The sequence below is a fragment of the Bradyrhizobium sp. CCBAU 11361 genome, from assembly GCF_028128935.1.
Classification (GTDB): domain Bacteria; phylum Pseudomonadota; class Alphaproteobacteria; order Rhizobiales; family Xanthobacteraceae; genus Bradyrhizobium; species Bradyrhizobium niftali.
Genome location: NZ_LBJZ01000146.1, coordinates 1 through 26,816 on the forward strand (window position 1 = coordinate 1; position 26,816 = coordinate 26,816).

Genomic DNA, 26,816 nt, shown 5'->3' on the forward strand with positions numbered 1-26,816 from the left:
GATGTGTCGGCTATGTCCCCGAACACCCGTCGGTCATGTCCCCGGGCTGAACATCAAGCCGGGCGATGACAGCGAGTAGCTGGCGCGAGCATGCGCCTCACGCCGCCGACTTGCCCTCGAACGCACGTCGCAGGACATCCACATCCAGCTTGACCATCTTCAACATGGCCTGCATCGCGCGCGCGGCCGCAGCTCGGTCCGGGCTCGACAGGAATTCGAACATCACTTTCGGCACCACCTGCCAGGCCACGCCCCAGCGATCCCTGAGCCAGCCGCACTGCTCTTCCTTGCCGCCATGGGCCAGGAACGCATTCCAGACGCTGTCGACCTGGGCCTGATCGTCGCAATGGATCATCAGCGAGATCGCGTGGGTGTACTCCATCTTCATGCCACCGTTAAGCGCGACCAGGGGCTGCCCGGCCACCGTGAACTCGACGACGAGCACGGAGCCTTCCTTGCCGGAGGGATTGTCCGAAACGTTGCGCTGGACGTGCGTGATCTCCGAATTCGGCACGAGCGAGACGTAGAAGTTCGCGGCTTCCTCGGCATCGCCGTTGAACCACATGCAGGGCACGAGCTTGGACATGGAGAACGCTCCTCTTCAGGTTTTCAATGCTCTCGGATTTTCGATCAGGCGTTCGCCATGTCGGACTGCACGGCGAATGCCGGGAGGTCCATCCAATTCACACCCCACATATGGCCATCCGGATCCTCGAAGCTGCGGCCGTACATGAAGCTGTACTCATCCTTCGGGCTGGGATCGGCCACCCCGCCCGCGACCTCCGCCTTGCCGACGATATCGTCGACCTCGTCGCGGCTGTCAGCGGACAGGCAGAGCAGCACCTGGCTCCCGGTCCTCGCATCCACGATCGGCCGCGGTGTGAACTGGCGGAACTTGTCGTGGGTCGTCAGCATGGCAAAAATGGTCTCGGAGATGACCATGCAGCTTGTCGTGTCGTCGGAAAATTGCGGGTTTTTGGCCGCGCCGATCGCCTCGTAAAAGGCGGTGGCACGCTTGACGTCGGTCACCGGCAGGCTGACGAAAATCATCTTGGGCATCGGAAGCTCCTTGGGCGGGGTTCTGCCCAAGGACGGACGGGCAGACGGCCATCCGACACGGCTTCCGGATATTTTTTCAGGCCCGCCTGCCGTGGTTCTGTCGCGCAGAACCGGCAGGCCCGGACCGGCCTTACTTCTTCTCGTTCGGGTCCCGGTGCACCGGATCGATCCACAGCACCGTCTCGGGCTTTTCGACCGGCTCGATGTCGAGATTGATCGCCACCGCCTCGCCGTCGCTGCGCACCAGCACGCATTCCAGCACCTCGTCGGGGCTGGCGTTGATCTCCTGGTGCGGCACGTAAGGCGGAACGAAGATGAAATCGCCGGGGCCGGCCTCCGCGGTGAATTGCAGGCTCTCGCCCCAGCGCATCCGCGCCTTGCCCTTCACCACATAGATGACGCTTTCGAGATGGCCGTGGTGATGCGCACCGGTCTTGGCGTCGGGCTTGATGCTGACCGTGCCCGCCCACAATTTCTGCGCGCCGACGCGGGCGAAGTTGATGGCGGCCGCGCGGTCCATGCCGGCCGTCGACGGCACGTTGGTATCGAGCTGATTTCCGGGAATGACGCGCACGCCGTCATGTTTCCAGCGATCGTCATGATCGTGTGCATGGTGGGAATGCGTGTGGTCATGGCCCGTCATGATCTTGCTTTCTGTTGGTTCCGTGCGCGGCAAAATAACCAAAGCCGCGGCATCAAGCCATACCAAAAAAGGAACGCTCGCAGTCGCCCCGTGTTGTCCCCGCGATAGAACTGGAAGGAGAGTTTCATGGGTAGCACGACCGACAAGATCAAAGGCAACGCCAACGAGGCGATCGGCAAGGCCAAGCAGGGCATCGGCGAGGCCACCGGTTCCGAACGCCTGAAGGGCGAAGGCGTGGTCCAGGAAGTGAAGGGCAAGGGCCAGCAGGCCATGGGCGATGCCAAGGACGCCGCGAAGGAAGCGATCGATCGCGCCGCGGCTGCGGCAAGGCGCGCGGCAGAGTGACGCGCGTCAGACTGAAAGCGAAAAGACCGGCCGCAGGGCCGGTCTTTTTGTTTTGTCCATTTGCACCATCATTCCGGGGCGCGAAGCGAACCCTGAATCTCGAGATACCCCGGTGCGCAATGCGCACCTGCGGTCTGGTCCTCCGGACCATCCCGGAATGACGGGTGTAGATTATTTCACCGCGAGCAATTCCACATCGAACATCAGCGTCGCGTTCGGCGGAATCACGCCGCCGGCGCCGCGTGCGCCGTAACCGAGCTGCGGCGGAATGATCAGCGTGCGCTTGCCGCCGACCTTCATCGAGGCGACGCCCTCGTCCCAGCCGGCAATCACGCGCCCCTTGCCGATCGGAAACTCGAACGGCTCCTTGCGATCGACCGAGGAGTCGAATTTCTTGCCCTTCTGGCCGTTTTCATAGAGCCAGCCGGTGTAATGCATTACGCAGATCTGGCCGGGCTGCGGCGAGGCGCCGGTGCCGACGGCGGTGTCGATGATTTGCAAGCCTGAAGCTGTGGTCATGGTCTTTCCTGCGGTCTGGGCCGAGGCCGTGGTGGAAACGAAATCGGACACGCTGGCGATCACGGTGATCGCGAATGCCGACATGATGGCGAGGAGCACGCGCTGGACACGCTGCATGAGACACCTTCCGTTTGAGGCGGAAGGTGTCTAGCGCAACGCGGGTGCGGTTTCCAGCCGTAACGTTTGCAGCTCTGGGCCTCGATCAATAGCCGAGCGCGCAGCCGTCCTTGCGCGGGTCGGAACCGCCGGTGAGCGTGCCCTTGTCCCAGTCGATCCAGATCGCCTGGGCGCCGCCGAGCGGGCCGACCACGCTCGTGGTCTTGTGCCCGAGCTTCTTCAGGCCTTCGACGATGTCAGCCGGCACGCTGTCCTCGAGCTGGTACTGGCCCTCGTAGTGCAGGCCGCGCGGCATGTCGATCGCCTCCTGCACGTCGCAGCCATAGTCGAGGATGTTGGTCAGGAGATGGGTCTGGCCGGTCGGCTGGTACTGGCCGCCCATCACCGCAAACGACATCGTGGAACGGCCGCCCTTGGTGAGCAGGCCCGGCATGATCGTGTGCAGCGGGCGCTTGCCGCCCTCGATGCAGTTCGGATGGCCCGGCTGGATGCGGAAGCCACCGGCGCGGTTCTGGAACAAGACGCCGGTCTTGTTCGAGACGATCGCCGAGCCGAAGGAATGCGCGACCGAATTGATGAACGAGCAGACGTTGCGGTCCTTGTCCACGACCGTGATGTAGATGGTCGAGGGGTTCATCGGCGGCGCGACGTTCGGCAGGTCGAGCATGCCGTCCATGCGGATCTTGCTGATGTACTCGTCGGCAAAGCCCTTTTCGAGCATCTCTGCGACGTTGATCTTCATGTGCTCGGGAGAGGCGACATGCATCTCGCGATTCATGTAGGCGATGCGGGCGGCTTCGGCTTCGAGATGGAAGCGCTCGACGCTGAGCGGCGCATACTTGGTCAGGTCGAAGCGCGACAGGATGTTGAGCATCAGCAGTGCGGTGACGCCCGGGCCGTTCGGCGGGCACTGCCAGACGTCGTGGCCCTTGTAATTGGTGCCGATCGGCGTCGTCGTCTCGGTGGTGTGCGCGGCGAAATCGTCGAGCGTGTGCAGGCCACCGATGCCGCGCAGGGTCTCGACCATGTCTTCCGCGACCGGTCCCTTGTAGAAGGCGTCGCGGCCGTCCTTGGCGATCGCGCGCAACGTCTTGCCGAGCTCGGCCTGGCGGATGACATCGCCGGCCACCGGCGGCTTGCCGCCCGGCAGCAGGTAACGCACGGTGTTGGTGCCACCCTTCAGCTTCTCGAACTGGTTCTTCCAGTCGAACGCGATGCGCGGGGCGACGACGTAGCCCTCTTCGGCCGCCTTGATCGCGGGCTGGAGCAGGCGGTCGAAGCCGAACTTGCCGTGATCGCGCAGCACGGTTGCGAAGGCGTCGATCACGCCGGGGATCGAGACCGCGTGCGCCGAGGTCAGCGGCACCGAATTGATCTTGCGCTCGAGATACCAGTCGGCATTCGCCGCCTTCGGCGCCCGGCCGGAGCCGTTATAGGCGATGATCTTGCCTTCACCGCGCGGCTGGATCAGCGCAAAGCAGTCGCCGCCGATGCCGGTCGATTGCGGCTCGATCACGCTAAGCAGCGCCGAGCCCGCCACCGCCGCGTCCACCGCCGTGCCGCCCTCGCGCAGTACCTCGATCGCGGCCAGCGAGGCCTGCGGGTGCGAGGTCGCGACCATCGCGTTGGTGGCGTGGACCGTGGACCTGCCGGGGAAATGGAAGTTTCTCATCGAAGTTTTGCTCTCTCAGGGCTCTCTTGGGCCGTTGGCGCGGAGGGCGCCGTCTCGGAAAAACCGGGCCTACATGACACATTCCGACCCGCCGGGGCAATGCTGGCATACCAGCGAAATGGCTGCCATCCGCTGGGCGTATAGACCTTTTGCCGTCCGGGGCCATGCGGGTTTTCTGGGCGGCGGCCGCCTGCTAAACAAGCCGCCATGATCCACAAGGTCGCCGCCTTCTACCAATTCGCCGCCCTGCCCGATTACCGCGAGCTGCGCGAGCCGCTGCGCGCGTTCTGCGCTGGCCTGGCGCTGAAAGGCAGCGTGCTGCTGGCGCAGGAGGGCATCAACGGCACGGTTGCGGGAGCGCCGGAGGCGATCGACGCCCTTGCCCATGAACTTGCGCACGGCACCCTGTTCGGCGGCCGGCTGGACAATCTCGAACTGAAATTCTCGACCGCGGAGGCGATGCCGTTCGGCCGGCTCAAGGTGCGACTGAAGAAGGAGATCGTCACGCTCGGGGACGCGGCGGCCGATCCGACGCGGCAGGTCGGCACCTATGTCGATGCCGACGCCTGGAACGCGCTGATCGCAGCGCCCGACACGCTGGTGCTGGACACCCGCAACGCCTTCGAGGTGGCGATGGGCACGTTCGAGGGCGCGGTCGATCCCGGTATCAAGAGCTTTGGCCAGTTCAAGGATTTTGCCGCCGAACAGCTCGATCCGGCAAAACACCGCAGGATCGCGATGTTCTGCACCGGAGGCATCCGCTGCGAGAAGGCGAGCGCGCACCTGCTCGCGCGCGGCTTTGCCGAGGTCTATCACCTCAAGGGCGGCATCCTGAAATATCTGGAGGAAGTGCCGGAGGCGCAGAGCCGCTGGCGCGGCGAATGCTTCGTGTTCGACGAGCGCGTCGCGCTCGGCCATGGTTTGCAGGAACTTGGCCTGCGGGAACGGGACAAGGACGCGACACGTGACGAATGAGATCAAGACGCTGAGCGAACGCATCGACACGCTGGAGACGCGCCTCGCCTATCAGGACGACACGATCGAGACGCTGAACCAGACCATCACCGCGCAGTGGAAGCAGATCGACGCGCTGACCCGGCAGATCGCGCAGCTCAACGAGCGGCTGCAGGAGGCCGAGACGAATGCGCCGGGACCCGCCAGCGAGCGCCCGCCGCACTATTGAGCGATATTACTGCTGGACGGCCATTACTGACCGGACGCTTTGGGCAGCAGGTTCACGACCTCGCCCGACATCATCAGACGGTCACGGCCCGTATCCTTGGCGGCGTAGAGCGCGCGATCGGCGGCCTCCACCAGCGAAGCGAACCCTGCGGTGCGCTCGAACGCCGGCCGGCAGGTCGCGCCGCCAAGCGAGACGGTCACAGATGCCGAGATCGGGCTCGAGGCGTGGACGAGGCCCGCCTGGTGAATGGCCTCGCGGATCCGCTCGCCGATCCGGGCGCAGCCGGCCGCATCGGTATTGGGGAGCAGCATGGCGAATTCCTCGCCGCCGTAGCGCGCCGCCAGATCGCCGGCGCGGTGCATCTCGGCCGCGAGGATCCTTGCGACCACGCGCAGGCAGGCATCGCCCGCGGGATGGCCGTATTCGTCGTTGTAGGCCTTGAAATGGTCGACGTCGATCATGAGCAAGGCGAGGCTGGAGCGGTCGCGATAGGCGCGCGCCCATTCATCGTTCAGCCGGTCGTCGAAGCAGCGGCGGTTGGCAAGCCCGGTGAGGCTGTCCTCGGTCGCGAGCGTCTCGAGCCTGGTTTCCAGCGTCTTCTGCTCGGTGATGTCGCGCGAGATCGCGACCACGCCGTCGACGTTGCCGTTGTCCTTGCGTGTCACCCGCATGGTCGATTCGAGCCAGACTTCGCCCTTCTGCCGGTGCGAGTTGCGATAGGTGACGCGCACCTCGTCCTTCTCGCCGCGCTTCATGGCATCGACGAGGGCCTGGACCTGCGGCAGGTCGTCCGCATGAACGCCCGCGAGTGCGGGCGTTCCGATCAGCTGGTTGGCCCGCCAGCCGACGACGCGGACCGAGGAGGGAGAGACATAGCGCAGCCGCTCGTCGAGCCCGATACGGGTCACCATGTCGCTGGAGCCTTCGGCGAGCAGGCGGAAATGGGCTTCCTTCTCGATCAGGGCCGCGGCCATGCGCTGGCCTCGCTGCAACTGCCGCACCAGCACCGCGCCGATGATCGCAATCAGCATGACCAGCGCGAGGACATAGAGCATGCGGGAAATCGCTGCGGCGCGCCAGGGCGCCAGCAGTTCGTCCTTGTCGACGGTGGCGAGCAGGAAGAACGGATAGCGGCCAGAGCGCTTGAAGAAGCTGACGCGTTCGGCGCCGTCCAGCGGCGACTTGAAGTGATAGGCACCGCTCGGCCCTTGCAGGCTCGGGTTGCGAAACAGCGGCTTGTCGGCGACGCTGCGTCCGACGAACTTCTCGTTGCTCGGGTAGCGCGCGACGATCAGGCCATCGCCATGTGTCAGCGCGACGGAGCTGTTGCGGCCAATCTCGAACTGCTCGTAGAAGTGCGACAGATATCCGGAGCTGATGGTCGCGAGCACCACGCCGCCAAAGCTGCCGTCCGGCTTGTTGAAGCGGCGCGACAGGGTGAGGACCCATTCGCCATCGAGCAGGCTCTTCACGGGACGGCCGAGATGGGCCTCTCGTTTCGGGGAGAGTTGGTGATGGCGGAAGAACGCGTCGTCGCTGAGCGTCGAGCCGATCGTTCCGGGCGAGGTCAGCCAGTTGCCCTGGTCGTCGATGATGGCGAAGCTGTGCACGCGCTCCGTCGCCTTCTTGCGCACCTCCATGAGGTTTCTGAGCTTGGCGATCGTGGCGGGTTCGGTGCCGTCCATCTCCAGCCGGCTGACGACGCCGACGACGCCGGAATCGAGCAGATCGAGGCTGTCCTCGGCGTGCTGCGTCAGCGAGCGCGCAACGTTCGCCATCTCGGTCTCGGCGCCCTTGAGCACCGCGTCGCGCGCGGCCCATTCCCGCCAGGCGCTGACGCCGAGGATGGTCGCGCAGGTCAGCACGACAAACGCCGCCGCGCGTAGCGGCAGGCGGCTCCATCCGGCTCTTTGGGTAGCAGCGCTCATGCGGCAGACTTCTCCGATCGTTTCGGAAACTCTGCCGCTTCTATTATTGAACTCTGAAATGACTGCCGAAATACACCGCGATACCTGCGCTTTCCCGTAGTCCTACGGACGCAAGGATCAGCGCATCGCTAACAGGGTATTAGCGAACCTATCGGAATTCGGCTCCGCTCCCGCTAGCTGAAGATGGCCTTAACCTTGTCCCAGAGCGAGGGATTGTCGGCGTCGGCATCGGCCTTCGAGGGTGTCGGCTGGGCGGCACTCACGGGATCGGACGCCGGGAAGCTGTCCTTGAGCCCGGTATCGAGCTTGGCATGACGATCGGCGGCGAGCGCCTCATGCAGATCGTCGGCGTGCTTGTCGTGCGGCGCGGGATTGAATGACTCAGCCATGATCTCCTCCATTGGTTGGTCAACGCGGCCCAATTGGGCTTGTTCCCCTGTTCCGCTGAAGGCCGCCGCGGTGTATCAGGAGCGTAACCTTGCTCAGGACCATTCGTGCCCCAGTCTGCGACAAAGCCTTTCATCGACGTGCTCTCCGGCCAGCGCCAAGCCATCCCGCCGATGTGGATGATGCGCCAGGCCGGCCGCTACCTGCCGGAATATCGCGAGGTGCGGGCCAAGGCCGGCGGCTTCCTCGATCTCTGCTTCAACCCGGAACTTGCCGCCGAGGTCACGCTGCAACCGATCCGGAGATTCGGCTTCGACGCGGCGATCATCTTCTCGGACATCCTGGTGATCCCCTACGCGCTCGGCCGCTCCGTGCGCTTCGAGGTCGGCGAAGGTCCGCGGCTCGAGCCGCTGGATGATCCCGCGAAGGTCGGAACGCTCGCCCCGCGCGCCGACTTCGGCAAGCTCGCGCCGGTGTTCGAGGCCTTGAAGATCGTGCGCGGCGCGCTCGATCCCAAGATCGCGCTGATCGGCTTCTGCGGCGCGCCGTGGACGGTGGCGACCTACATGGTCGCGGGCCACGGCACGCCCGACCAGGCCCCGGCGCGGATGATGGCCTACCGGCATCCGGAAGCGTTTGCGAAGATCATCGACGTGCTGGTCGACAACTCGATCGAATATCTGCTGGCGCAACTCGCAGCCGGCGCCGATGCCTTGCAGATCTTCGACACCTGGGCCGGGGTGCTGCCGCCGGCCGAGTTCGCGCGCTGGTCGGTCGAGCCGACGCGGCGCATCGTCGAGGGCGTACGCGCGAAGGTGCCGGACGCCAAGATCATCGGCTTTCCCCGTGGCGCCGGCGCGCAATTGCCTGGTTACGTCGAGGCGACCGGCGTCAACGGCGTCAGCATCGACTGGACCGCGGAGCCGGCCTTCGTTCGCGAGCGCGTGCAATCACGCGTCGCGGTGCAGGGCAATCTCGATCCGCTGGTGCTCATTACCGGTGGCGCCGTGCTCGACCGCGCGATCGACAACGTGCTGGCGAACTTTGCGCAAGGGCGCTTCATCTTCAATCTCGGCCACGGCATCCAGCCGGAAACGCCGATCGCCCATGTCGAGCAGATGCTGAAGCGGGTGCGGGGGTAAGGGGCGAGCAGCCGGACTTGTCCCGGCCATCCACCCTAACCACTCGGAACCAAGAACGTGGATGCCCGGGACAAGCCCGGGCATGACCACCTCTTGTGAGCGGAATTAAAAAAAAGCGAAAAACAACCCCATGCACAGTACATGCACAGTACAAATCATTGAGGAATTTCGTCCGGCATGGCTCGCACCCTGCGCCGCGGTCACGTTTGACACGTCGGGCAAGACAGGTGCAGAATTACATGATCGCACCGACGATCGTTTTGCAGCAGGCTAGCGCGGCCGGCTGCGCTCGATGATCTCGGCAGCGCCCTTCGTCAGCAGATCGAGACCCACCGCACGGCCAAGCTCACGGGGCCGGTTGGCGGGGCCGGTGCGCGAGGCTTCGATGATGGTGTTGCCGGAGAGGTCGAGCACGGAGGCGGTGAGCGACATCTGACCGCCTGCGATGGTCGAGAAGCCGGCGACAGGCGAATTGCAGTGGCCGTTCAGCACCCAAAGCACCTCGCGCTCGGCATCGGCAGAGGCATGCGCGGCGGGATCGTCGATCGACGACAGGATTTTTCGCGTTTGCCAGTCCTGCGCGGCGCATTCGACCGCGACGATGCCTTGCCCTGCCGCCGGCAGCATCTCCGCCGGCGTAAACTCGTAGGCGATGCGGCTCGCCAGACCGACGCGATCGAGGCCGGAGCGCGCCATGATCAGCGCATCGGCCGGCCCCACCGCGCCGCCATCCGGCAGGCGCTGCTTCTCGCCATTATCAAGTTTTCGCACGCGCGTGTCGGCCGCGCCACGGAAGTGGATGACCTCCACGTCAGGATACAGCCGCCGCGCATAGGCCGCGCGACGCACCGCGTTGGTGCCGATCTTGAACCCCTTGCCGCGCGACTGGCGCAGCGTTTCCAGCGTCACGCCGTCGCGCAGCACCAGCGCGTCATTGGGCGGATCGCGCGACAGCGTGGCGCCGATGACGAGGCCGGGCGTGTCCTCGTTGCCCGGCATGTCCTTCAGCGAATGCATCGCCGCCTGGAGTTCACCCGACAGCACGGCAGCGCGGATCTGCGCCACGAAGGCGCCGCCCTTGCCGCCATGCGGCAACAGCTTGCTGGTCTGGTCGAGATCGCCCGTGGTGTCGAACTTGACGATCTCGACCTCGAGATCGGGCACGGCGGCGGTCAGGCGGCGCGCGATCTCTTCCGTCTGTGCCAGCGCCATCGCGCTCTTGCGTGTGCCGATCTTGAGTCGAGTAGCCAAGTCCTGGTCCTTTCACTGCGCGTTGTCTTATTTGAGCATGATCTTGTCGGAAAACCGGTGCCCACTTTGCGCTAACGCGGCCCTACGGGTCCGGATCATGCTCTACCGCGCATCCTCCAATATCATGTCGGAGGCCTTTTCGGCGATCATGATGATCGGCGCGTTGGTGTTCCCCGACACGAGGTCCGGCATGATCGAGCCGTCGACGACGCGAAGGCCTTCGAGCCCCCTCACCTTCAGCCGCTGGTCCACCACCGCGAGCGCGTCGTTGCCCATACGACAGGTGGACGTCGGATGGTAGATGGTGCTGCCGCGCTCGCGGCAATAATCGAGCAGCTCGGCATCCGTGGATACCTTCGCCCCGGGATCGACCTCACCCACGACGAACGGCTTCAGCCCCGGCGCATTCAATATCTTGCGCAGGATCTTCAGGCCCTCGACGTTGGTGGTGCGATCGGTCTCGGTCGACATGTAGTTGATGCGGATCTCCGGCGGCACGGTCGGATCGGCGCTCCGGATGCGCAAGGACCCGCGGCTTTCGGGACGCAGCTGGCATACCGAGGCGGTGAAGCCGGAAAAGTCATGCAGCTTCTCGCCCATCTTGTCGGTCGAGAACGGCAGGAAGTGGACCTGGATGTCGGGCGAGGCGAGCCGCGGGCTGGTCTTGAAGAACGCGCCCGCCGTGCCGGCCGCGATCGTCAGCCAACCTTTGCGGAACAGCGCATAGCGCGCGCCGGCGAGCGTGCGGCGGAGCGGATGATTGACGGTGTCGTTGAGCGTGATCTTCTGCGAGCAGCGCATCACGATGCGGACCTGCATGTGGTCCTGGAGATCGTGGCCGACACCTTGCGCGTCCAGCACGACATCGATGCCGTGCTTGCGCAGCAGATCGGCGGGACCGACGCCGGAGAGCTGGAGCAGCTGCGGCGAATTGTAGGCGCCGCTCGACAGCACGATCTCCTTGCGTGCGCGGGCACGGCGCAGCTGGGCGCCTTGCCGGTATTCGACGCCGACGGCACGGCGCCCCTCGAACAGCACGCGCTGGCCGAGCGCCTCGGTCTCGATCTTGAGATTGCCGCGCGTCTTCGCCGGGCCGAGATAGGCGACCGACGTCGAGGCGCGGCGGCCGTTGCGCGTCGTGGTCTGGAACAGTCCGACGCCTTCCTGCGTGGCGCCGTTGAAATCAGGGTTGTAGGGCAGACCGGTCTCGACCGCGGCGTCGATGAAGGCCTTCGACAGCGGATCGGTCACGATCATGTTGGAGACCGGCAGCGGCCCGCCGCTGCCGTGATACTGGTCGGCGCCGCGCGACTGGTTCTCGGCCTTCTTGAAATAGGGCAGCACGTCGTCATAGCCCCAGCCGGTGTTACCGAGCTGACGCCAGCGGTCATAGTCCTCGTGCTGACCGCGAACATAGAGCAGGCCGTTGATCGAGCTCGAGCCGCCTAGCGTCTTGCCGCGCGGCTGGAACACCTGGCGCCCCTTCAGCTCCGGCTCCGGTTCGGTCTGGTACATCCAGTTGACGGTCTTCTCCTTGAACAGTTTGCCGTAGCCGAGCGGCACGTGGATCCAGATGTTGGAATCCTTCAGGCCGGCCTCGAGCAGCAGCACGCTGTGCTTTCCATTCGCCGACAGGCGGTTGGCGAGCACGCAGCCGGCGGAACCGGCGCCGACGATGATGTAGTCGAATTCGGGATCGATTGGTGCGAGAGAGGAGTTTGCGGTCATGTCTTGCCAGTGTTCTTGTTAGTGTGGGCGTTTCCGTTCGTGGCTTACCACGATCATGCGCGCAGACGCAGCGCCTCGACCAGCGACTTGAACGCACGGGCATATTCCGCGCCCGCCCTTGCGATATCGGCGCGTCCGGCGCAGGCGACCGCAGCCTCCGTGACCGCGCCCAGCAGCAGCCGCGCCAGCGGCTCGACCGGTTGCCGCGCGATCAGGCAGGCCTCCATGGCGGCTGCGATCGCGCGCGGCAGCTTGCCGCCGAAATGCTCGGCATCGATCTCGCGCCAGCGCTCCCAGCCGAGCACGGCCGGGCCGTCGCGCAGGATGATCTGGCCGGTCGGGCCCTTGGCGGTCGCTGCGAAGTAATGCTGGGTGCCCGCGACCATCGCAGCGAGCACGTCATTCTCGGCCCGCGCGGTGCTGTCGATCTCCGCAACGAGGTCGCGCGAGACCTGCTCGAACACGGCTTCGAACACCGCCTCCTTGGTCTTGAAGTGATGATAGACCGCACCCTTGGCGACGGAGGCCCCCTCCGCGATCTCGTCCATGGTGGTGGCGGCAAAGCCTTGCGTCCCGAACAGGCGGCGCGCCGCCGTCAGGATCGCCTCCGATGTCGCCGCCCGCCGCTCCGCCTGCTTCGCCATGAGTGTCGTCTAATCCAATTCGGCTGATACGGCCAGTTGACTTTTCGACTACCGGTCGGTATTTACCGACCATCAGTCGGTTTTAATCGTGAGGTGTGTCATGCCGAGTCGTGAGATAGTCGAAGCCTTTGCGAAGCGGCTGGAGGATGGGGACTTCGTCGGCGCGATCGAACATTTCTATGCGCCCGACGCCGCGACTTATGAAAACAACGCCGCGCCGACTGTCGGCCGGGAAAAGTTGGCAGCGAAAGAGCGCGGCGTGCTGGCCGCGACCAAGGAGGTCAAGGCCGTGCGCATCGGGCCGAGCCTGATCGAGGGCGACACTGTCGCGACACGCTGGCGGTTCAGTTTCACCAACGCGGAAGGCGTCATCCGAACGTTGGATGAGATCGCGTGGCAGACCTGGCAAGGTGACCAGCTGATCGAAGAACGGTTCTATTACGATCCGAAGCAGCTGGGGCGGTGATCGCGTCTCCCGGACACCGGTGTCATCGCCCGGCTTGACCGGGCGATCCAGTATTCCGAGACGATTGTGATTGATCCGATAGGCCGCGGCGTACTGGATGCCCCGCCCCCGTGCGCAATTGCGCACTAGGCGGGGAATGACAGCGGAGTTAGTGGCGAACACTCGGCTGCGGTTACAACCGTAACGCGGGGTGCCGCATTTGTATCGATTTGTTATCGATACTGTCGATGGAACACGCAGAAGTGGTCGCGGCGACCGTGACAGGCGGGGATAATTCATAGTTCGTCAAAGGTTTGCAGCGAATTCTCCTGATCGAGCCGGACGAACGGCCCATCCTGCTAGGCTCTAGAATGCGGACTCAACTGACCACCTATTTCGCGCGGCTGTTCGCCGGCGATCTGTCAGCGTTCGGCGGTCCCGCAACCGACGAAGCCATGGCCGGCCATATCCGCGCGGAACAGATGTCGCTGGTGCTCGGCTATTCGGTCGGCATCATGCTCGCCAATGCCTGCAACGCCGCCGTGCTTGCCATCGCGCTGTGGCATTCGCCGGACCGAACGTTCGCCCTGATCTGGGCGGTCGTCGTCGCCGGTGCCGCGATCGCGTTCGGGGTGCAGTCCCACGCCTCGCGCCGGATCACAAAACCGCAATTCGTCTCGCGCCGCGCCATGCATCGGCTGGTGCGCAATGCCTTCATCCTCGGGGCCGCCTGGGGCATCGTGCCGGTCGCCTTCTTCGCAAACGCCGCAACCGGCGGCCAGCTTGTCATCACCTGCCTCTGCTCGGGCATGCTGGCCGGCGGCGCGCTGGCTTTCGCCACCATCCCGATTGCGGCCATCGCCTTCACGACCCCGATCTTCGTCGGCATCGCCATCTGCCTCGGCCGTGACGGCGATCCAGCCTATGTGCTGATGGCCATCCTGGTGGTGGTCTACGGGTCAGTGCTGCTGCGCGCGGTGTTCGTGAATTCAATCGGTTTCGCGCGGCGCGTGATACGGCAGGTCGAGGCCGAGCGCACGGTGCGGCAGGATCCGCTGACTCTCCTGCCCAACCGCTTCGCCTTCAACGAGACGCTCGATGCCGCCTTGAAGCGGCTGGCCCTGTCGGGCGAAGAGTTCGCGGTGCTGCTGCTCGATCTCGATCGCTTCAAGGAGGTCAACGACAAGTTCGGCCATCCCGCCGGCGACGAATTCCTGGTCCAGGTCGCAAGCCGCCTGCAACGCTGCACCCGCGCGGCCGAGCACGTCGCACGCATCGGCGGCGACGAGTTCGCGCTGGTGATGGCCAACCTGGCGCGGCCCGAGGATGCGCTCGAAATCGCCGAGCGCTTCGTCGCAGCCTTCACCGAGCCGTTCCCGATCGAGGGCCGCCAGCTCGCGGGCGCGACCAGCGTCGGCATCGTGCTGGCACCGCGCGACGGCAACACGGCCCTCGACATCATAAAGAACGCCGACGCGGCGCTCTACCGTGCCAAGAAGGCCGGACCCGGCACGGTCTGCTTCTTCGAGGTCAGCGACGACAGGCTGTCCCGCGATCGCAAGGCGCTGCAATCGGACCTCGAGGGCGCCATCGCGCGCAACGAGCTGTTTCTCGTCTTCCAGCCGTTCCTCGACCTCGGCGAGAACCGGATCACCGGCTTCGAGGCGCTGCTGCGCTGGCAGCATCCGTCGCGCGGACTGGTGCCGCCGAGCGAGTTCATCCCCATCGCCGAGGAGACCGGGCTGATCCACGCCATCGGCGAATGGGTGATCCGGCGTGCCTGCGCGACGCTAGCGGACTGGCCCGAGGAAATAAGGGTCGCCGTGAATTTCTCCGCGGCGCAGTTTCACAACACCGGCATCCTCCAGACCATCGTGCAGGCGCTGGCCGACGCGAAGGTCTCTCCCAGTCGGCTCGAGATCGAGATCACGGAATCGATGCTGCTGTCGAAATACGGATCGGCCGTGTCGATCCTGAACGCGCTGCTGCAACTCGGCGTCACCGTGGCGTTAGATGATTTCGGCACCGGCTTCTCGTCGCTGACTTACCTGCGCAAGCTGCCGTTCAGCCGCATCAAGATCGACCAGTCCTTCATCCGCGACATGCTGGTCCAGCCGGACTGTGCCGCGATCGTGAAGTCGGTGATTTCGCTCGCGCGCGACCTGCGCATCGGCGTGGTCGCCGAAGGCGTCGAGACGGCCGATCAACTCGAGTATCTGAGGCAGATCAGTTGCGACGAAATCCAGGGCTATCTGATCAGCCGGCCGGTGTCGGCTGAGCAGGTTCTGGCGCTGCTCGACACGAAGAAGCTGCGGGCGACTTACGCGGCATAGGGCATAGACTCGCAAAGTCTGCGCAGCCATGGGATCGGTCTGCTTCGCTGACCTAAGGTAGCCCGCTGTTCTGAGAGTGCTTAGTGTTTCGGCACGCTACCTCTAACGAGGACTTGCCGTGTCGGCTCCATTAGGCAACACTTGCCTCATTTCAGAGTAGTTATTTTGGGGGGCATCATCATGCCTGAGATATTGGACGTCCTGCTGTGGTGTGCCGCGCTTGCGACATGGCTGATGCTTTTCTTCGCCTTCGTGAGCAAGGCCCTGAAACCGCTCTCAAAGAGCGTCCGCCGGGTGATCGAGGCAGCTTTCAAACCCACCTTGAAGTGATGTCGGCTACGATGCCCGATCGAAACTGAACCGGCCTGCCCCGGTGACGAAGATCAACATCGCGCCGCCCATGATCGAGATGTTCTTCAAGAAGTGGTTGTATTGACCAACCTGCTGCGCACCCGCGGGATACTCCCAGTAGCGATGCGCAACAGCCGTTGCCGCCACTACGAACACAAACGTCAGGATTGCGCAGTAGCGCGTACCGACGCCCAATATCAAACCAACGGATATCAATACTTCCAGTGCAATGTTCACCATGGTGAACAGCTCAGGTGCTGGAAGTTTCAGGGACCTGAAATAACCCACGGAGCCGCTGAAGTCGGATATTGCTCCGTACGCGCTTCCGACGAATACCCACGCGAGCAGAATGCGGCCGATCAAAATCAGGGAGTCGGCACTCCCTGTGGCGAACTCGTCGACTGCCAGCGAGACCGAATTGGATTTCATGGCAGAACCTCCACCCTTGTTGTCCAAGACCGGCTGAACACTTTGACTGCCGAGAGCAAACCTATCATGATTGGTGGACCGCACGAAGCGCTCTTGCCGGCTCGTTGGCGTGGCAAAACGAAGCCGCTTCGTCACGGAATTGGTCCGCCTGCAGATGGCCCTCAGCCGCCTCGCCAGGACGAACCGCACCCGCCTGCTCCCGAGCGGAGAGCGGATGCGCATGCTCTCAGGCTGATGGCGTTTTTCCGAGTACGCCTTCCAGCCCCGCCTCAGACCGCATCCGCCCGCAGCAGCGTGTCCACGGTGATGGTGCCGCGGGCGCGGGAGACGCAGGCGCAGATCCTCTGGTTGCTCTGTTTCTGATGGTCGCTGAAGAAGACGTCGCGATGGTCAATCTCGCCGTCGACCTCGACCACGTCGATGGCACACAGTCCGCATTCGCCGCGCTTGCAATCGTACATCACGTCATGCCCGCTGGCATTGAGCACGTCCAGCATCGAGCGCTCGCGGGGTATTTCGAGTTCGACACCGGAGTCTTTCAGGCGCACGCGAAAGGTCTCGGTCGGCAGCGTGCCGCTGGAGCCAAACGTCTCATAGCGAAGATCGGCGAGCGGATGGCCGGCACCGATCCAGGCATGGCGCGCGGCATCCAGCATCCGCATCGGGCCGCAGAACAGCGCCAGCGCGCCTTGCGGCAATGACGCGAACAGCGCGTCGAGATCGAGCCGCCGGCCTTCGTCGCTCGCATGGACCGCCAGGCGGTCGCCAAGCATCCCGGCAAGATCGTCGAGATAGGCGGCCTCGCCGCGCGAGCGCACGGCATAATGCAGCGTGACGTCGGCGCCACGTCGCGCCAGCGCCTGCGCCGCACCGAGGATCGGGGTGATGCCGATGCCGCCGGCGATCAGGCAATAATTGTCGCGAGCCCAGTCGACCGCGAGCAGGGAGGCGGGCTGCGTGATGTCGAGCCGCGCGCCCGGTGCTAATTGCCACATATAGCGCGAGCCGCCGCGGGAATCCTCGGCACGGCGGACCGCGATCTTGAGGCCACGCGATGTGGCCTCGCCGACCAGCGAATAGGACCGCGTCTCGGGCAGGCCGTCGATGGTCACACTGACATTGATGTGGCTGCCGACCGGATAGGCTGTGCCGTCGAACCGGTCCGGCAGGATCAGGAATTCGCGGATGCCGGGCGCAAGGTCGCGCGTCGAGACGAGCGTCGCCGGGGTCCAGGTTTCGATGAAGCGCATGGTGACTGCCCTAATCGGTTGCGGCCTTGATCAGCGCGAGCGCCGGCAAGAGGTCGAGATGGGTCCGGTTGCGCAGCGCGAGCCGCAGGTTGCGCACCGCGAGCCGCGCGTGCTCGCGCATCACAGCTTCGGCGCGCGTACCTTCGCGGTTTTCGATGGCGTCGATGACGACGCGGTGGTGCTCCTGCCCGATGATCAGGATCTGCTGGGCCTCGGGCAGCGCCGACTGCGCCATCACGAAGCCGCTCGGGGAGGCGAACGGCAGCGCGGAGGCGCGGTCGATCTGCCGGATCAGCGGCGGGCTGCGCGACAATTCCGTGAGCAGCGCGTGGAAGCGCGCGTTCAGCGTGACATAGGACGAGAACGCATCGACCGAGATCGGCACCTGGCGCAGCAATTCGTCGATCGCGGCGAGACATTCCTTCAGCGGCTCGAGCTCGCGCGCGGAGACGCCGCGCTCGGCGGCAAAGCGCGCGGCGAGCCCTTCCAGGGTGCCGCGCAGCTCGATGGAATCGGAGATGTCGCGCTCGGAGAACGCCTTCACCATGAAGCCGCCGGAGGGGATCGCCTCCAACAGGCCCTCCTCCTCCAGCCGCACCAGCGCCATGCGCACCGGCGTGCGCGAGGCGCCCGTCGTCTCCACCGCCTGAAGCTCGGAGATGCGCTCGCCGGGACGCAAGGAGCCCGACAGGATCTGGTCACGCAGCGCGAGCTGCGCCTTCACGGTCTGCGAGACGGAGCGGTCGACCTCGCGCTCGGCCATATCGCTACTCCGCGGCCTGAAGGTGCTGCGGCGCGTTTTCCTTCGCCACCATCTTGTCGATCAGCTTGCGCGTCCACATCGCGCCGGCGTCGATGTTGAGGTTGTAGAAGACCCGATCGGGGTTCTCGTCCATCGCGCGCTGCTGCGCTTCGAGGATCAGCTCGTCCTCGCGGAAGATGCCGGAGACGCCTTCGCGGATCTCGGTGGTGATGCGCTGCTCGCCGATCTGATAGTTGCGGACGAAGGCCCAGAAGTAGTGACAGGTCTTCTCGGTCTCCGGCGTGATGGTGTTGAGCACGAAGCCGTTGACGCCCTGCGAGCGATCGCCTTCCGGCGCGCCGGTGCCTGTCGGCGCCACGCCGACGTCGATGGCGATGGTGCATGGCGCCTCGAAGCGGATGATCTGCCAGCGATCGACGAGGCCGGGCTTGCCGAGCTGCTTGGCCCAGAACGGCGGCGCCTCGATGCCGCGCATCCAGCGCGTCACGGTGACAGTCTTCTCGCCATGGGTGACGTCGAACGGCGCTTCGGCGACCGCGTCGTTGCCGATCGAGGAGCCGTGCACGAAGGTCTCGTGCGTGAGGTCCATGAGGTTGTCGAGCACAAGACGGTAGTCGCAATTGACGCGGATGGTCTTGCCGTCGCCGGCCCAGGCCGGATCGTGATTCCAGTGCATATCGGGTACGAGCGCGGGATCGGCCAGCGCGGGATCGCCCATCCAGAGCCAGATGTAGCGGTGGCGCTCGACCACGGGATAGGCGCGCACGCAAGCCGACGGGTTGATGGTCTCCTGCGAGGGCATGAAGGTGCAGCGCCCCTGCGCGTTGTACTTCAGGCCGTGATAGCCGCAGACGACGGTGTCGCCTTCGAGCCGTCCCTTCGACAGCGGCACCAGGCGATGCCAGCAGGCATCCTCCAGCGCAGCCACCGAGCCGTCGGCCTTGCGGTACATCACAACGTGCTTGCCGCAGATCGTCCGCGGCAGCAGCGCCGGCTTCACGTCGGCGTCCCAGGCGGCGGCGTACCAGGCGTTCATCGGGAAGGGTTTTGTCATCGGTCTCACTCCCACGGCTTATGGATACGTTATGTATACAGTACCAAGGGAGAAAGCGCCATTCAAGGCCGAAATTGGCGTAATTTAATACCTATGGCCAGAACTATGTATACAGATTTGACCATGCCGTCATTCCCCGCGGAGGCGGGGAATCCAGTATGTTCACACAACTTCCGCCGCGGCGTACTGGATCACCCGCTTTCGCGGGTGATGACAGCGCGCGATACGGAACACCCTCCGCTGGAGGGGGCCTGGAAGGGGAGGGTAAGAAGGCGGCTGCGTCGGCAGTTACGCGCCGAACACCTTCGCCAGCCCGGCCTGGGCTTCTTCCTGAATCCGCTTCAGGTGCTCGGTGCTGCGGAAACTTTCCGCGTAGATCTTGTAGACGTCCTCCGTCCCCGACGGCCTCGCCGCGAACCAGCCGAAATCGGTCTCGACCTTGATGCCGCCGAACGGCTGGCCGTTGCCGGGCGCCTTGCTGAGCGCGGCGCGAACGGGATCGCCGGCGAGATCCTTCAGGCCGAGTTGCTCGGGCGTGACGGACTTCAAAATGTTCTTCTGCGGTGTGGTCGCCGCGACGTCGATGCGCGCGTAATGGGGCATGCCGAACTCGGCGGTGAGGTCGCCAAAGAGCTGGTTGGGATCGCGGCCGGTCTTCGCCATGATCTCCGCGGCGAGCAGGCCGAGGATGATGCCGTCCTTGTCGGTGGTCCACACCGTGCCGTCGCGGCGCAGGAACGAGGCCCCTGCACTCTCCTCGCCGCCGAAGCCGAAGCCGCCCGTGAGGAGGCCGTCGACGAACCATTTGAAGCCGACCGGCGTCTCGACCAGCTTGCGACCGAGCTTCTTGGCGACGCGGTCGATGATCGAGCTCGACACCACGGTCTTGCCGATCGCGGCATCCTTGCTCCAGTTCGGGCGGTGCGCGAACAGATACGAGATCGCGGTCGCGAGATAATGGTTCGGATTCATCAGGCCGCCGGTGCGCGTCACGATGCCGTGGCGGTCGGCATCGGTGTCGTTGGCGAAGGCAACGTCGAAGCGGTCGCGCATCGCGATCAGGCTCGCCATCGCGTAAGGCGAGGAGCAGTCCATGCGGATCTTGCCGTCCCAGTCGACGCTCATGAAGCGGAAGGTCGGATCGATCGCCTCGTTCACCACCGTGGCCTTCAGGCCGTAGCGCTCGATGATCGGATGCCAGTAATGCACGGCGGCGCCGCCGAGCGGGTCGATGCCGATATTGATGCCGGCGGATTTGACGAGATCGAGATCGACGACGTTGCCGAGATCGGCGACGTAGGGCGTGATGAAGTCGTAAGCATGCACGTTCGCAGCCTTGCGCGCCTTGGCATAGTCCATGCGCGCGACGCCCTTGAGCCCGTCGGCGAGATAGGCGTTGGCACGCTTCTCGACGACGGAGGTCGCATCGGTGTCGGCCGGGCCGCCATGCGGCGGATTGTATTTGTAGCCGCCGTCTTCCGGCGGATTGTGCGAGGGCGTGACGACGACGCCGTCGGCGAGACCCGACGTGCGGCCCTTGTTGTAGGTGAGGATCGCGTGCGAGATCACGGGCGTCGGCGTGTAGCCGCCGTCCTTGTCGATCATGACGTCGACGCCGTTCGCTGCAAACACCTCGATGGCGCTGACGAGAGCAGGTTCGGCCAGCGCGTGGGTGTCGATGCCGATGAAGAGCGGGCCGGTCAGCCCCTTTTCCTTTCTGTAGTCACAAATTGCCTGCGTGGTCGCGAGGATATGGCCCTCGTTGAAGGTGGTCTTGAACGAGGTGCCGCGATGACCGGAGGTGCCGAACGCCACCCGCTGCGCGGAATCAGCCACGTCGGGCTTATTGGCGAAATAGGCCGTCACCAGCCGCGGAATGTTGGTGAGCGCGTCCGGCGAGACCTGCTTGCCCGCCGCGGGATGAACATCAGCCACTGAAATATCCTCGTCCAGTCGTCACAGAGATTGCGGGATACCATAGCATCGGCCGGGCGCCCGCCAAGGGCACAACACGCGCGAGGGGGAAGGCGTTCCTTGGGTGCCAACCCGGAATGACCATGCTGTAGCCCGCATGAGCGAAGCGATATGCAGGACCGCCTGTCCCGGATGTCGCTTCGCTCATCCGGGCTACGGGATCATGCTATGCTCCAGACCATCGCCGTCTTTCGAATCGTCCCATGATCCTCCCGCGAATACTGCTCCTGCTGATCGCCAGCCTCGTTGTGGCCGGCGCACCGACGCGCGCCGCCGAGTTCTACACCGAGGATCTGCGGATCCCGATGGCGGAGGCCGGGCCGCAGGGGCTGGAGGCGTTCCTGGTGCGCCCGGCGGGGACGAAGCGCTATCCGCTCGCGCTGCTCAGCCACGGCTCGCCGCGCAGTTTCGACGACCGCGCCACCATGTCCGCGCACAAATATTACGGCATCGCGCTGGAATATGCCCGGCGCGGCTTTGCCGCGCTGATCGTGATGCGGCGCGGCTACGGCACCTCGCCGGGCGGACGCGTCGACAGCGTCGGCGCCTGCGCCAATGCCGCGTACATGCCGGCGGCGGCGGTTGCGGTCGCGGACCTGCGCGCGGCGATCGATGCGATGGGGCGCAGGACCGACGTCACGACATCGGGCATGATCGCGGCCGGCCATTCCGCCGGCGGGCTCGCCACGGTCGCGCTGACGGCGCAGGCACCGCCCGGTCTCGTCGCCGCGATTAGCTTTGCCGGCGGCCGCGGCTCGCGCGACGACGACGACGTCTGCAACGAGGGTGGGCTGGTGCAGGCCTTCGCCACCTTCGGCAAGACGTCCCGCGTGCCGATGCTGTGGGTTTACGCGACCAACGATCTGTTCTTCGGGCCCGATCTCGCCCGCCGGCTCTATGACGGGTTTCGCGGCAATGGCGGCAACGTGAAATTCGTCGCGGCGGCGCCTTACGGCGACGATGGCCATTATCTCTATTCCGTGGTCGGCCGTCCGCAATGGACGCCGTATGTGGACGCCTTCCTGCGCGAGCGCGGGCTCGGCCACGACGTCCTGAGCCCGCCCGATCCGCTGCCGCCGCCGAGCCAGCTCAACGAGGCCGCGCGCGCCGAGTTCGCGCGCTATCTCGCCAGCACCGTGCCGCACAAGGCTTTTGCGGTGTCGCCCAAGGGCGGTTACGGCTGGCGTTGGGGGCGCGCGAGCGCCGACGACGCCCAGCGCGATTCGCTCGCGGCTTGCATGAAATGGTCGCCCACCTGCACGCTCTACGCGGTCGATGACCGGCTCGCCGGAGCTGCGCGAGGGACGATAACAGACCAGAGCGCCCGCGCGCGATAGGCGCGAGGGCGATCAGAACATTCGACGGAGGAGGCTAGAGCCGTTCGCTGAGCGCGAGCTTGTAGCCGACGCCGGTGACGGTCGCGATCACGGGCGTGCCGCTGCCGACGAGCTTGCGGCGCAGCCGTGCCACCAGCGCATCGACCGTGCGGATGTCGACCTCGGCCTGGCGGTTGCTGACGACCTCGATCAGATAGTCGCGGCTGAGCGGCCTGCCGTCGGCGCCGACGAGCGCCGCCAGCAGGTCGAACTCGGCGCGCGTCAGCGACACCGGCTTGCCGTCGCTGCCGAGCAGCTCGCGCCGCGTCAGGTCGATGATCCAGTCGCCGAAGGCGATCGAATTGTGGTTGCGCGCCGCCTTGCGGTCGATGGAGCGCCGGCGCAGCACGCTGCGGGCGCGCGCGAGCAGGTCGCGCAGATTGATCGGCTTGGTGACGTAGTGGTCGCCGGCGATCTCGAGGCCGAGGATGCGATCGACGTCGGTGTCGCGGCGGGTCACGAAGATGATGCCCGCGTTGCTGGTCGCCTGGATTTCCTTGGCGAGCTCGAAGCCGTCCCCGTCGGGCAACTGCACGTCGAGGAAGACGAGGTCGGCGCGCCCGCGCAGCGCCTGGCGGCACTCCGCGCAGGAGCCGGCGCCGACCACGTCGAAATTGTTGTCGCTGAAGTAGCCGACCAGCATGGTCCGCGTCACCGGATCGTCTTCGACGACGATCAGCCGCTCGCGGCCCGCGGGACGCGCTTCCTGACGTGCGGAATCAGCCACGATGGTGGATATCCTGTGTGCCTGCGGCCCTGCCTGAAAATTCAAGTCGTTGCGCAATGCGCTGTCATGTGAACGTACATTCACAACTGGTTCGAGCCCCCGAATTGCCTGCTGGAATACTAGGCGTGTTGTGCTGCCTGAACAATATTGGTCACAGTCTCGACGCATTAAGTATGAATTGGCCCACAATTCTCATCCCGCGCATCATCACGCAGGCATGGTTCGCGCGAGCGCCGGGAGCCGGCCCAGGACCGCCGATCGCGCATCGGAACCCGATACGGCTTGCCCCGCCGCGGACTTCAAACCTACTGTAAGTCCTCAAGGATCTGGCTGGAGTGCGCCATGGAAGTCATACTGCTCGGCACCGGCGGCCCGCGCCCGGACCCGCGCCGCATGGCGACGACGACGCTGATCAGGCTCGGCGAAGAGAACATCCTGTTCGACGCAGGCCGCGGCGTCATGGTGCAGCTCAGCAAGGCCGGCGTGCCGCTCGGCGCCATCAACACGGTCTTTCTCACCCATCACCACTTCGACCACATCGGCGACCTCCACGATGTGATGCTGAATTCATGGATGCACGGGCGCAGGGACGAGCTGCGCATCTATGGGCCGCCGGACACCGAACGGCTGGTCAACACGCTGGTCACACAGGTCTACGACAAGGACATCACCTGGCGTGACCGGGGCGAGCCGACCTTCGGCGGCTGGAAACCGGTCGTCGCAACGGACATCGTGCCGGGTCCCGTTCTCGACACCGGGCGCTGGAAGATCAGCGCCGAGCTCGTCTCGCATGGCGATGGCCTTGACATGCCGCCGGCCTTCCTCGCGCGCTGGATGTGTCTCGGCTACCGCTTCGAGGCGGAGGGCAAGGTCATTGCGATTTCCGGCGACACGGTCCCCTGCCCCGGTCTGGAGCGACTGGCGGAGGGAGCCGACCTGTTGGTGCAGTGCTGCTTTTTCGCGACGCCGGAGATCAACAACGAGCACCTCCGCCGGCTTGCGACATTCACGATCGCCTGCGGCGACACGGTCGGCAAGGTCGCGGCCAAGGCCGGCGTGAAGAAGCTCGCGCTGACCCATCACCGGCCGCGCACCGACGATTCCATGCTGAACGCGCTGCTCGCGGATGTCCGGCAGGACTATTCGGGTCCCGTCGTGCTCGGCGAGGATCTCACGCGGATCGAGGTGTGAAGGCCACCGATCTCAGGACGATGCGACCTCGATCCGGAAGGACAAGCGCTCCTCCGCGCCGGCTGCGATATGCATCAGGCCCGGCTTGTCGCTGAACTCGCCGTCGAAACCGGTCGGCTGGCATAGCCGCGCCATGGCTCGATTGCAGAGGAATGGCGCGCCTGATGGTTTCGACCAGACGCCAAGCTCACGAAAGCCGCACTTGATGTCAGTTCCCTGATAACAGGGAATTGTGCAGGGACATTGCCTTGGTAAGCAGCCCGCGACCTTTGCAAAAAGACTGAAAGTGCCTGCAAATCCTGGCTTTCGCGGCAGCGGTACGGCGAAGAAGGGAAATATCGAATGTGATCAGGGATCGGCGCGCTCCTGAAGAGGGAAACCCTGCGCAATGAAGAAAGGCCCGGGAAGCCTTCAGCCCCGGTTCAGCTCACTCGTCTGAGGGGGCTGAGCCGCGCTCATGTGCCCCGTCTCACGGCCCCAGACGGATGGTATCGACGCGGCGACAGGGAGTAAGGCGGACTCTCGGGAAGACAAATTGAGGCCCGCAATTGCCAAGAAGAGGCGCAGAGCAAGAGTTGCCTGCGGTAAAGCCTCGGTCCGGATACTCACTCCCCACCACGGTCAATCGTGGTCCACAGCCGAAGCTGGTTCGGCATCTGAATTCGAACCCAGCGATAGGGCACATGCGCCCACGGCTTAATCACCGGCGTCAGATTGTCGAGAACAAGGTCGACGCTTCGGGTACGCACGACGAGAATGAGGTGATGCTTTCCCCCACCCGTCACGACCTCGCTCAGCAGAAGCGCGGCTGAGGGCCAGCCTCGATCGAGCAGTTCGTGGCGCTTGGTCACTGCGTAATCATTGCAATCGCCACGATCCGGATTGATCAGCCAGGCTTCGACGCCCAAGCTCAGTTCCGCCTCGTCCGGAATAATGCTGCGGTTGACGGTCTGATTGATCTGCTTGAGAATTGCCCAGCGTTCCCCCGTCAGGCGAACCAGACCTCCGCGAAACATCGGCCGTGCGCGACATTCGTCGGCATAGCGCAGGCAAAACATCGTGTAGCCCATCGGCGGCAGCGTCGGCGTCTCAAACCGCACGTGACGCGGGGTTGCCAACCGCGGTTCCATCGGCATGTCCAGCTGCCCCGCATTGACGGTCTCAAGCCCGACGATCAGCCCCGCAATCGCCAGCGCAGCCTTTGCAAGAAAGGGTGCATGTTATGCCTCCCACCTGTCTGTCGGGGGCAGACGCAAGGCGCAATGGTTGGAATACCTTGCCGCGCCGACCTTTCACTTAAGAGTTGCTCCAGTTGCGCTTTGCGTCGCGAACAACTTTTAGCAATTTGAGATTGTATAGCTTGGCCTAACACTTCTGACGGCAAAGGGTTCCTGAGGAAGTAGCAGGTTTATACCGATCGCGGATGTGGAGATGATGGGGGCGCACCGCGACTTCCGAACATGGCCCATCGCGTCAGTTGGTCCGATGCAGCGGTTTGTCTGGAGTTGGGGGTAAAGCCGACCTGCCGGCTAAGCGCCCGTGATTGCGGTGACGGTGCACTTAACGTGCCATTGCAAAGAGGTTTCGCGCGCGATGAGCAGGTGTCCGGGGTGCGTAAGTTACTTTTCCGTATCCGTACGCGAGGCCTCATAGAAAAAGGCCACGGCCAGGAAACGTCCGGAAGTAGGCGCGTTACCGCATCAAGGCAGCAACCCTCTTGAGGGAGAAACCTATGCGAACCCAGATTTTCGCAATCATTGTTGTTGCCGGAAGCGGAATCGCGTTTTCCGCAACCGCGCAACAACAGCCCGGACCGCAGCAGGCCGCACCTAGCCCGCAAACCAGCGAACAGATGCACCAGGATTCGGACAAGGGACTTAAGGCGGACGGGCAGGCCGGCGAGCAGATGCAGCGCGAAGCAGACAAAGGAATCAAGACCCGCAATTCAGGGGAGTCCGGATACGTGGGCAATCAAGACAAATCGGGCGCTTCTGCCCATCCTCCGGGCCGGCCGGAAACCGACCAAACCACGGGGTCAACCACGGGAGGCAAGTCCCGCTAACCATCGTTCGCGTTCGAAGCGGCTCCGCCCGAGTTTCAGTGGCGGAGCAGCTTCGCGGTCCCCGGCCCCGACCGGCGTAATGACCCGCCGCCGGCTCCTAAAGACCTGCAAAGTTTGCTTCGAGCATCCTCAACATTTCCGGTGTTGGCCCTTCGCGGACCTGAACAGCGGGTCCGCTGATGTCCGCTCACAGTGGCAGAGCAAACCATCTACCTGGACCCGCCGACTTCCGAGTTTGACCCA

At 64.7% G+C, this 26,816-nt stretch carries 27 protein-coding genes and 1 pseudogene; 10 read left to right on the top strand and 18 right to left on the bottom strand.

Annotated elements, in window-relative coordinates; genetic code table 11:
• Window positions 1–97 precede the first annotated feature (97 nt).
• From XI08_RS12465 to XI08_RS12475, 3 genes are all read right to left on the bottom strand, one after another.
• Window positions 98–586: a VOC family protein gene (locus XI08_RS12465; protein WP_271574605.1), complete on the bottom strand. Its 489-nt coding sequence runs from the start codon at window positions 584–586 to the stop codon at window positions 98–100.
• Between the two features lie 44 nt (window positions 587–630).
• Window positions 631–1,059 (bottom strand): VOC family protein, encoded by a 429-nt coding sequence (locus XI08_RS12470; RefSeq protein WP_271574606.1) that lies wholly within the window; start codon window positions 1,057–1,059, stop codon window positions 631–633.
• 130 nt (window positions 1,060–1,189) lie between these two features.
• A complete protein-coding gene (locus XI08_RS12475) occupies window positions 1,190–1,702 on the bottom strand; it encodes a cupin domain-containing protein (protein WP_011085194.1) in 513 nt (170 codons plus the stop codon).
• A gap of 126 nt (window positions 1,703–1,828) precedes the next feature.
• Here XI08_RS12475 and XI08_RS12480 point away from each other — a divergent pair, with 126 nt between their 5' ends.
• Window positions 1,829–2,047, top strand: coding sequence for a CsbD family protein (locus XI08_RS12480; protein WP_135177940.1), 219 nt, complete (start codon window positions 1,829–1,831; stop codon window positions 2,045–2,047).
• A gap of 171 nt (window positions 2,048–2,218) precedes the next feature.
• Here XI08_RS12480 and XI08_RS12485 read toward each other — a convergent pair whose 3' ends face one another.
• Window positions 2,219–2,683 (bottom strand): FKBP-type peptidyl-prolyl cis-trans isomerase, encoded by a 465-nt coding sequence (locus XI08_RS12485; protein WP_271574607.1) that lies wholly within the window; start codon window positions 2,681–2,683, stop codon window positions 2,219–2,221.
• Between the two features lie 85 nt (window positions 2,684–2,768).
• The gene (gene ggt / locus XI08_RS12490) at window positions 2,769–4,355 is read right to left on the bottom strand and encodes a gamma-glutamyltransferase (protein WP_271574608.1); all 1,587 of its coding nucleotides are present in this window, start codon (window positions 4,353–4,355) and stop codon (window positions 2,769–2,771) included.
• Between the two features lie 207 nt (window positions 4,356–4,562).
• On the opposite strand from ggt, the gene trhO reads away from it, so the two are divergent.
• Together trhO and XI08_RS12500 are read left to right on the top strand one after the other, a co-directional pair.
• Complete coding sequence (gene trhO, locus XI08_RS12495; RefSeq protein ID WP_271574609.1) at window positions 4,563–5,330, top strand: oxygen-dependent tRNA uridine(34) hydroxylase TrhO; 768 nt, start codon at window positions 4,563–4,565, stop codon at window positions 5,328–5,330.
• Window positions 5,320–5,538 carry a SlyX family protein gene (locus XI08_RS12500; protein ID WP_027549357.1) on the top strand — a complete coding sequence of 73 codons (219 nt, stop codon included), beginning with the start codon at window positions 5,320–5,322 and terminating at the stop codon, window positions 5,536–5,538. The genes trhO and XI08_RS12500 overlap by 11 nt, the downstream gene beginning before the upstream one ends.
• Window positions 5,539–5,561: 23 nt before the next feature.
• Here the strand turns inward: XI08_RS12500 and XI08_RS12505 are convergent, their stop codons facing one another.
• On the bottom strand, window positions 5,562–7,466 hold the full coding sequence (locus tag XI08_RS12505) for a sensor domain-containing diguanylate cyclase (RefSeq protein WP_271574610.1): 1,905 nt from the start codon (window positions 7,464–7,466) through the stop codon (window positions 5,562–5,564).
• A gap of 173 nt (window positions 7,467–7,639) precedes the next feature.
• Complete coding sequence (locus XI08_RS12510) at window positions 7,640–7,855, bottom strand: hypothetical protein (protein ID WP_027549359.1); 216 nt, start codon at window positions 7,853–7,855, stop codon at window positions 7,640–7,642.
• Between the two features lie 105 nt (window positions 7,856–7,960).
• On the opposite strand from XI08_RS12510, the gene hemE reads away from it, so the two are divergent.
• A complete protein-coding gene (gene hemE, locus XI08_RS12515; RefSeq protein WP_271574611.1) occupies window positions 7,961–8,995 on the top strand; it encodes a uroporphyrinogen decarboxylase in 1,035 nt (344 codons plus the stop codon).
• A 270-nt stretch (window positions 8,996–9,265) separates the two neighbouring features.
• Here the strand turns inward: hemE and hemC are convergent, their stop codons facing one another.
• The 3 genes from hemC to XI08_RS12530 all read right to left on the bottom strand — a co-directional run bounded on the left by hemC (window position 9,266) and on the right by XI08_RS12530 (window position 12,618).
• Complete coding sequence (gene hemC / locus XI08_RS12520; protein WP_271574612.1) at window positions 9,266–10,246, bottom strand: hydroxymethylbilane synthase; 981 nt, start codon at window positions 10,244–10,246, stop codon at window positions 9,266–9,268.
• A gap of 102 nt (window positions 10,247–10,348) precedes the next feature.
• Window positions 10,349–11,974 (bottom strand): GMC family oxidoreductase, encoded by a 1,626-nt coding sequence (locus tag XI08_RS12525; RefSeq protein WP_271574613.1) that lies wholly within the window; start codon window positions 11,972–11,974, stop codon window positions 10,349–10,351.
• A gap of 53 nt (window positions 11,975–12,027) precedes the next feature.
• On the bottom strand, window positions 12,028–12,618 hold the full coding sequence (locus XI08_RS12530) for a TetR/AcrR family transcriptional regulator (RefSeq protein ID WP_271574614.1): 591 nt from the start codon (window positions 12,616–12,618) through the stop codon (window positions 12,028–12,030).
• Window positions 12,619–12,718: 100 nt separating this feature from the next.
• On the opposite strand from XI08_RS12530, the gene XI08_RS12535 reads away from it, so the two are divergent.
• The 3 genes from XI08_RS12535 (at window position 12,719) to XI08_RS12545 (ending at window position 15,726) form a co-directional block, all read left to right on the top strand.
• Window positions 12,719–13,084 carry a nuclear transport factor 2 family protein gene (locus tag XI08_RS12535; protein WP_271574615.1) on the top strand — a complete coding sequence of 122 codons (366 nt, stop codon included), beginning with the start codon at window positions 12,719–12,721 and terminating at the stop codon, window positions 13,082–13,084.
• Between the two features lie 350 nt (window positions 13,085–13,434).
• Entirely contained in the window at window positions 13,435–15,396 is a 1,962-nt protein-coding gene (locus tag XI08_RS12540) for a putative bifunctional diguanylate cyclase/phosphodiesterase (RefSeq protein ID WP_271574616.1), read from the top strand.
• Window positions 15,397–15,576: 180 nt separating this feature from the next.
• On the top strand, window positions 15,577–15,726 hold the full coding sequence (locus XI08_RS12545; protein WP_271574617.1) for a hypothetical protein: 150 nt from the start codon (window positions 15,577–15,579) through the stop codon (window positions 15,724–15,726).
• A 6-nt stretch (window positions 15,727–15,732) separates the two neighbouring features.
• On the opposite strand, the gene XI08_RS12550 is transcribed toward XI08_RS12545, so the two are convergent.
• The 5 genes from XI08_RS12550 to pgm all read right to left on the bottom strand — a co-directional run bounded on the left by XI08_RS12550 (window position 15,733) and on the right by pgm (window position 21,178).
• Window positions 15,733–16,176, bottom strand: a complete 444-nt coding sequence (locus XI08_RS12550; RefSeq protein ID WP_271574618.1) for a DoxX family protein — start codon at window positions 16,174–16,176, stop codon at window positions 15,733–15,735.
• A gap of 269 nt (window positions 16,177–16,445) precedes the next feature.
• Window positions 16,446–17,426, bottom strand: a complete 981-nt coding sequence (locus tag XI08_RS12555; RefSeq protein WP_271574619.1) for a PDR/VanB family oxidoreductase — start codon at window positions 17,424–17,426, stop codon at window positions 16,446–16,448.
• Between the two features lie 10 nt (window positions 17,427–17,436).
• Entirely contained in the window at window positions 17,437–18,189 is a 753-nt protein-coding gene (locus tag XI08_RS12560) for a GntR family transcriptional regulator (protein ID WP_271574620.1), read from the bottom strand.
• Between the two features lie 4 nt (window positions 18,190–18,193).
• Window positions 18,194–19,243, bottom strand: a complete 1,050-nt coding sequence (locus tag XI08_RS12565; RefSeq protein ID WP_271574621.1) for an aromatic ring-hydroxylating dioxygenase subunit alpha — start codon at window positions 19,241–19,243, stop codon at window positions 18,194–18,196.
• Between the two features lie 288 nt (window positions 19,244–19,531).
• Window positions 19,532–21,178, bottom strand: a complete 1,647-nt coding sequence (pgm, locus tag XI08_RS12570) for a phosphoglucomutase (alpha-D-glucose-1,6-bisphosphate-dependent) (protein ID WP_271574622.1) — start codon at window positions 21,176–21,178, stop codon at window positions 19,532–19,534.
• A 242-nt stretch (window positions 21,179–21,420) separates the two neighbouring features.
• On the opposite strand from pgm, the gene XI08_RS12575 reads away from it, so the two are divergent.
• Entirely contained in the window at window positions 21,421–22,554 is a 1,134-nt protein-coding gene (locus tag XI08_RS12575) for an alpha/beta hydrolase family protein (RefSeq protein WP_271574623.1), read from the top strand.
• Between the two features lie 34 nt (window positions 22,555–22,588).
• Here XI08_RS12575 and XI08_RS12580 read toward each other — a convergent pair whose 3' ends face one another.
• The gene (locus XI08_RS12580; protein ID WP_271570236.1) at window positions 22,589–23,404 is read right to left on the bottom strand and encodes a response regulator transcription factor; all 816 of its coding nucleotides are present in this window, start codon (window positions 23,402–23,404) and stop codon (window positions 22,589–22,591) included.
• Between the two features lie 258 nt (window positions 23,405–23,662).
• On the opposite strand from XI08_RS12580, the gene XI08_RS12585 reads away from it, so the two are divergent.
• Entirely contained in the window at window positions 23,663–24,511 is an 849-nt protein-coding gene (locus XI08_RS12585) for an MBL fold metallo-hydrolase (RefSeq protein ID WP_271574624.1), read from the top strand.
• A gap of 12 nt (window positions 24,512–24,523) precedes the next feature.
• Here the strand turns inward: XI08_RS12585 and XI08_RS12590 are convergent.
• Together XI08_RS12590 and XI08_RS12595 are read right to left on the bottom strand one after the other, a co-directional pair.
• Window positions 24,524–24,709: pseudogene (locus XI08_RS12590) on the bottom strand (aldose 1-epimerase family protein); the annotation flags it as partial.
• 407 nt (window positions 24,710–25,116) lie between these two features.
• Window positions 25,117–25,641, bottom strand: coding sequence for a transglutaminase-like cysteine peptidase (locus XI08_RS12595; RefSeq protein ID WP_271574625.1), 525 nt, complete (start codon window positions 25,639–25,641; stop codon window positions 25,117–25,119).
• Between the two features lie 602 nt (window positions 25,642–26,243).
• Here XI08_RS12595 and XI08_RS12600 point away from each other — a divergent pair.
• Window positions 26,244–26,573 carry a hypothetical protein gene (locus tag XI08_RS12600; protein WP_271574626.1) on the top strand — a complete coding sequence of 110 codons (330 nt, stop codon included), beginning with the start codon at window positions 26,244–26,246 and terminating at the stop codon, window positions 26,571–26,573.
• The last annotated feature ends 243 nt before the right edge of the window (window positions 26,574–26,816 follow it).

Excerpts from the sequence above, each read along its gene's own strand:
- XI08_RS12545 (WP_271574617.1), top strand. The coding sequence starts at position 15,577 with ATGCCTGAGATATTGGACGTCCTGCTGTGGTGTGCCGCGCTTGCGACA.
- XI08_RS12600 (WP_271574626.1), top strand. The coding sequence starts at position 26,244 with ATGCGAACCCAGATTTTCGCAATCATTGTTGTTGCCGGAAGCGGAATC.
- XI08_RS12565 (WP_271574621.1), bottom strand. The coding sequence starts at position 19,243 with ATGACAAAACCCTTCCCGATGAACGCCTGGTACGCCGCCGCCTGGGAC.
- XI08_RS12465 (WP_271574605.1), bottom strand. The coding sequence starts at position 586 with ATGTCCAAGCTCGTGCCCTGCATGTGGTTCAACGGCGATGCCGAGGAA.
- XI08_RS12480 (WP_135177940.1), top strand. The coding sequence starts at position 1,829 with ATGGGTAGCACGACCGACAAGATCAAAGGCAACGCCAACGAGGCGATC.
- ggt (WP_271574608.1), bottom strand. The coding sequence starts at position 4,355 with ATGAGAAACTTCCATTTCCCCGGCAGGTCCACGGTCCACGCCACCAAC.
- XI08_RS12525 (WP_271574613.1), bottom strand. The coding sequence starts at position 11,974 with ATGACCGCAAACTCCTCTCTCGCACCAATCGATCCCGAATTCGACTAC.
- XI08_RS12510 (WP_027549359.1), bottom strand. The coding sequence starts at position 7,855 with ATGGCTGAGTCATTCAATCCCGCGCCGCACGACAAGCACGCCGACGAT.
- XI08_RS12585 (WP_271574624.1), top strand. The coding sequence starts at position 23,663 with ATGGAAGTCATACTGCTCGGCACCGGCGGCCCGCGCCCGGACCCGCGC.
- XI08_RS12505 (WP_271574610.1), bottom strand. The coding sequence starts at position 7,466 with ATGAGCGCTGCTACCCAAAGAGCCGGATGGAGCCGCCTGCCGCTACGC.
- XI08_RS12595 (WP_271574625.1), bottom strand. The coding sequence starts at position 25,641 with ATGGAACCGCGGTTGGCAACCCCGCGTCACGTGCGGTTTGAGACGCCG.
- trhO (WP_271574609.1), top strand. The coding sequence starts at position 4,563 with ATGATCCACAAGGTCGCCGCCTTCTACCAATTCGCCGCCCTGCCCGAT.
- XI08_RS12555 (WP_271574619.1), bottom strand. The coding sequence starts at position 17,426 with ATGCGCTTCATCGAAACCTGGACCCCGGCGACGCTCGTCTCGACGCGC.
- XI08_RS12575 (WP_271574623.1), top strand. The coding sequence starts at position 21,421 with ATGATCCTCCCGCGAATACTGCTCCTGCTGATCGCCAGCCTCGTTGTG.
- XI08_RS12560 (WP_271574620.1), bottom strand. The coding sequence starts at position 18,189 with ATGGCCGAGCGCGAGGTCGACCGCTCCGTCTCGCAGACCGTGAAGGCG.
- XI08_RS12550 (WP_271574618.1), bottom strand. The coding sequence starts at position 16,176 with ATGAAATCCAATTCGGTCTCGCTGGCAGTCGACGAGTTCGCCACAGGG.
- XI08_RS12530 (WP_271574614.1), bottom strand. The coding sequence starts at position 12,618 with ATGGCGAAGCAGGCGGAGCGGCGGGCGGCGACATCGGAGGCGATCCTG.
- XI08_RS12540 (WP_271574616.1), top strand. The coding sequence starts at position 13,435 with ATGCGGACTCAACTGACCACCTATTTCGCGCGGCTGTTCGCCGGCGAT.
- XI08_RS12485 (WP_271574607.1), bottom strand. The coding sequence starts at position 2,683 with ATGCAGCGTGTCCAGCGCGTGCTCCTCGCCATCATGTCGGCATTCGCG.
- XI08_RS12535 (WP_271574615.1), top strand. The coding sequence starts at position 12,719 with ATGCCGAGTCGTGAGATAGTCGAAGCCTTTGCGAAGCGGCTGGAGGAT.
- XI08_RS12470 (WP_271574606.1), bottom strand. The coding sequence starts at position 1,059 with ATGCCCAAGATGATTTTCGTCAGCCTGCCGGTGACCGACGTCAAGCGT.
- XI08_RS12475 (WP_011085194.1), bottom strand. The coding sequence starts at position 1,702 with ATGACGGGCCATGACCACACGCATTCCCACCATGCACACGATCATGAC.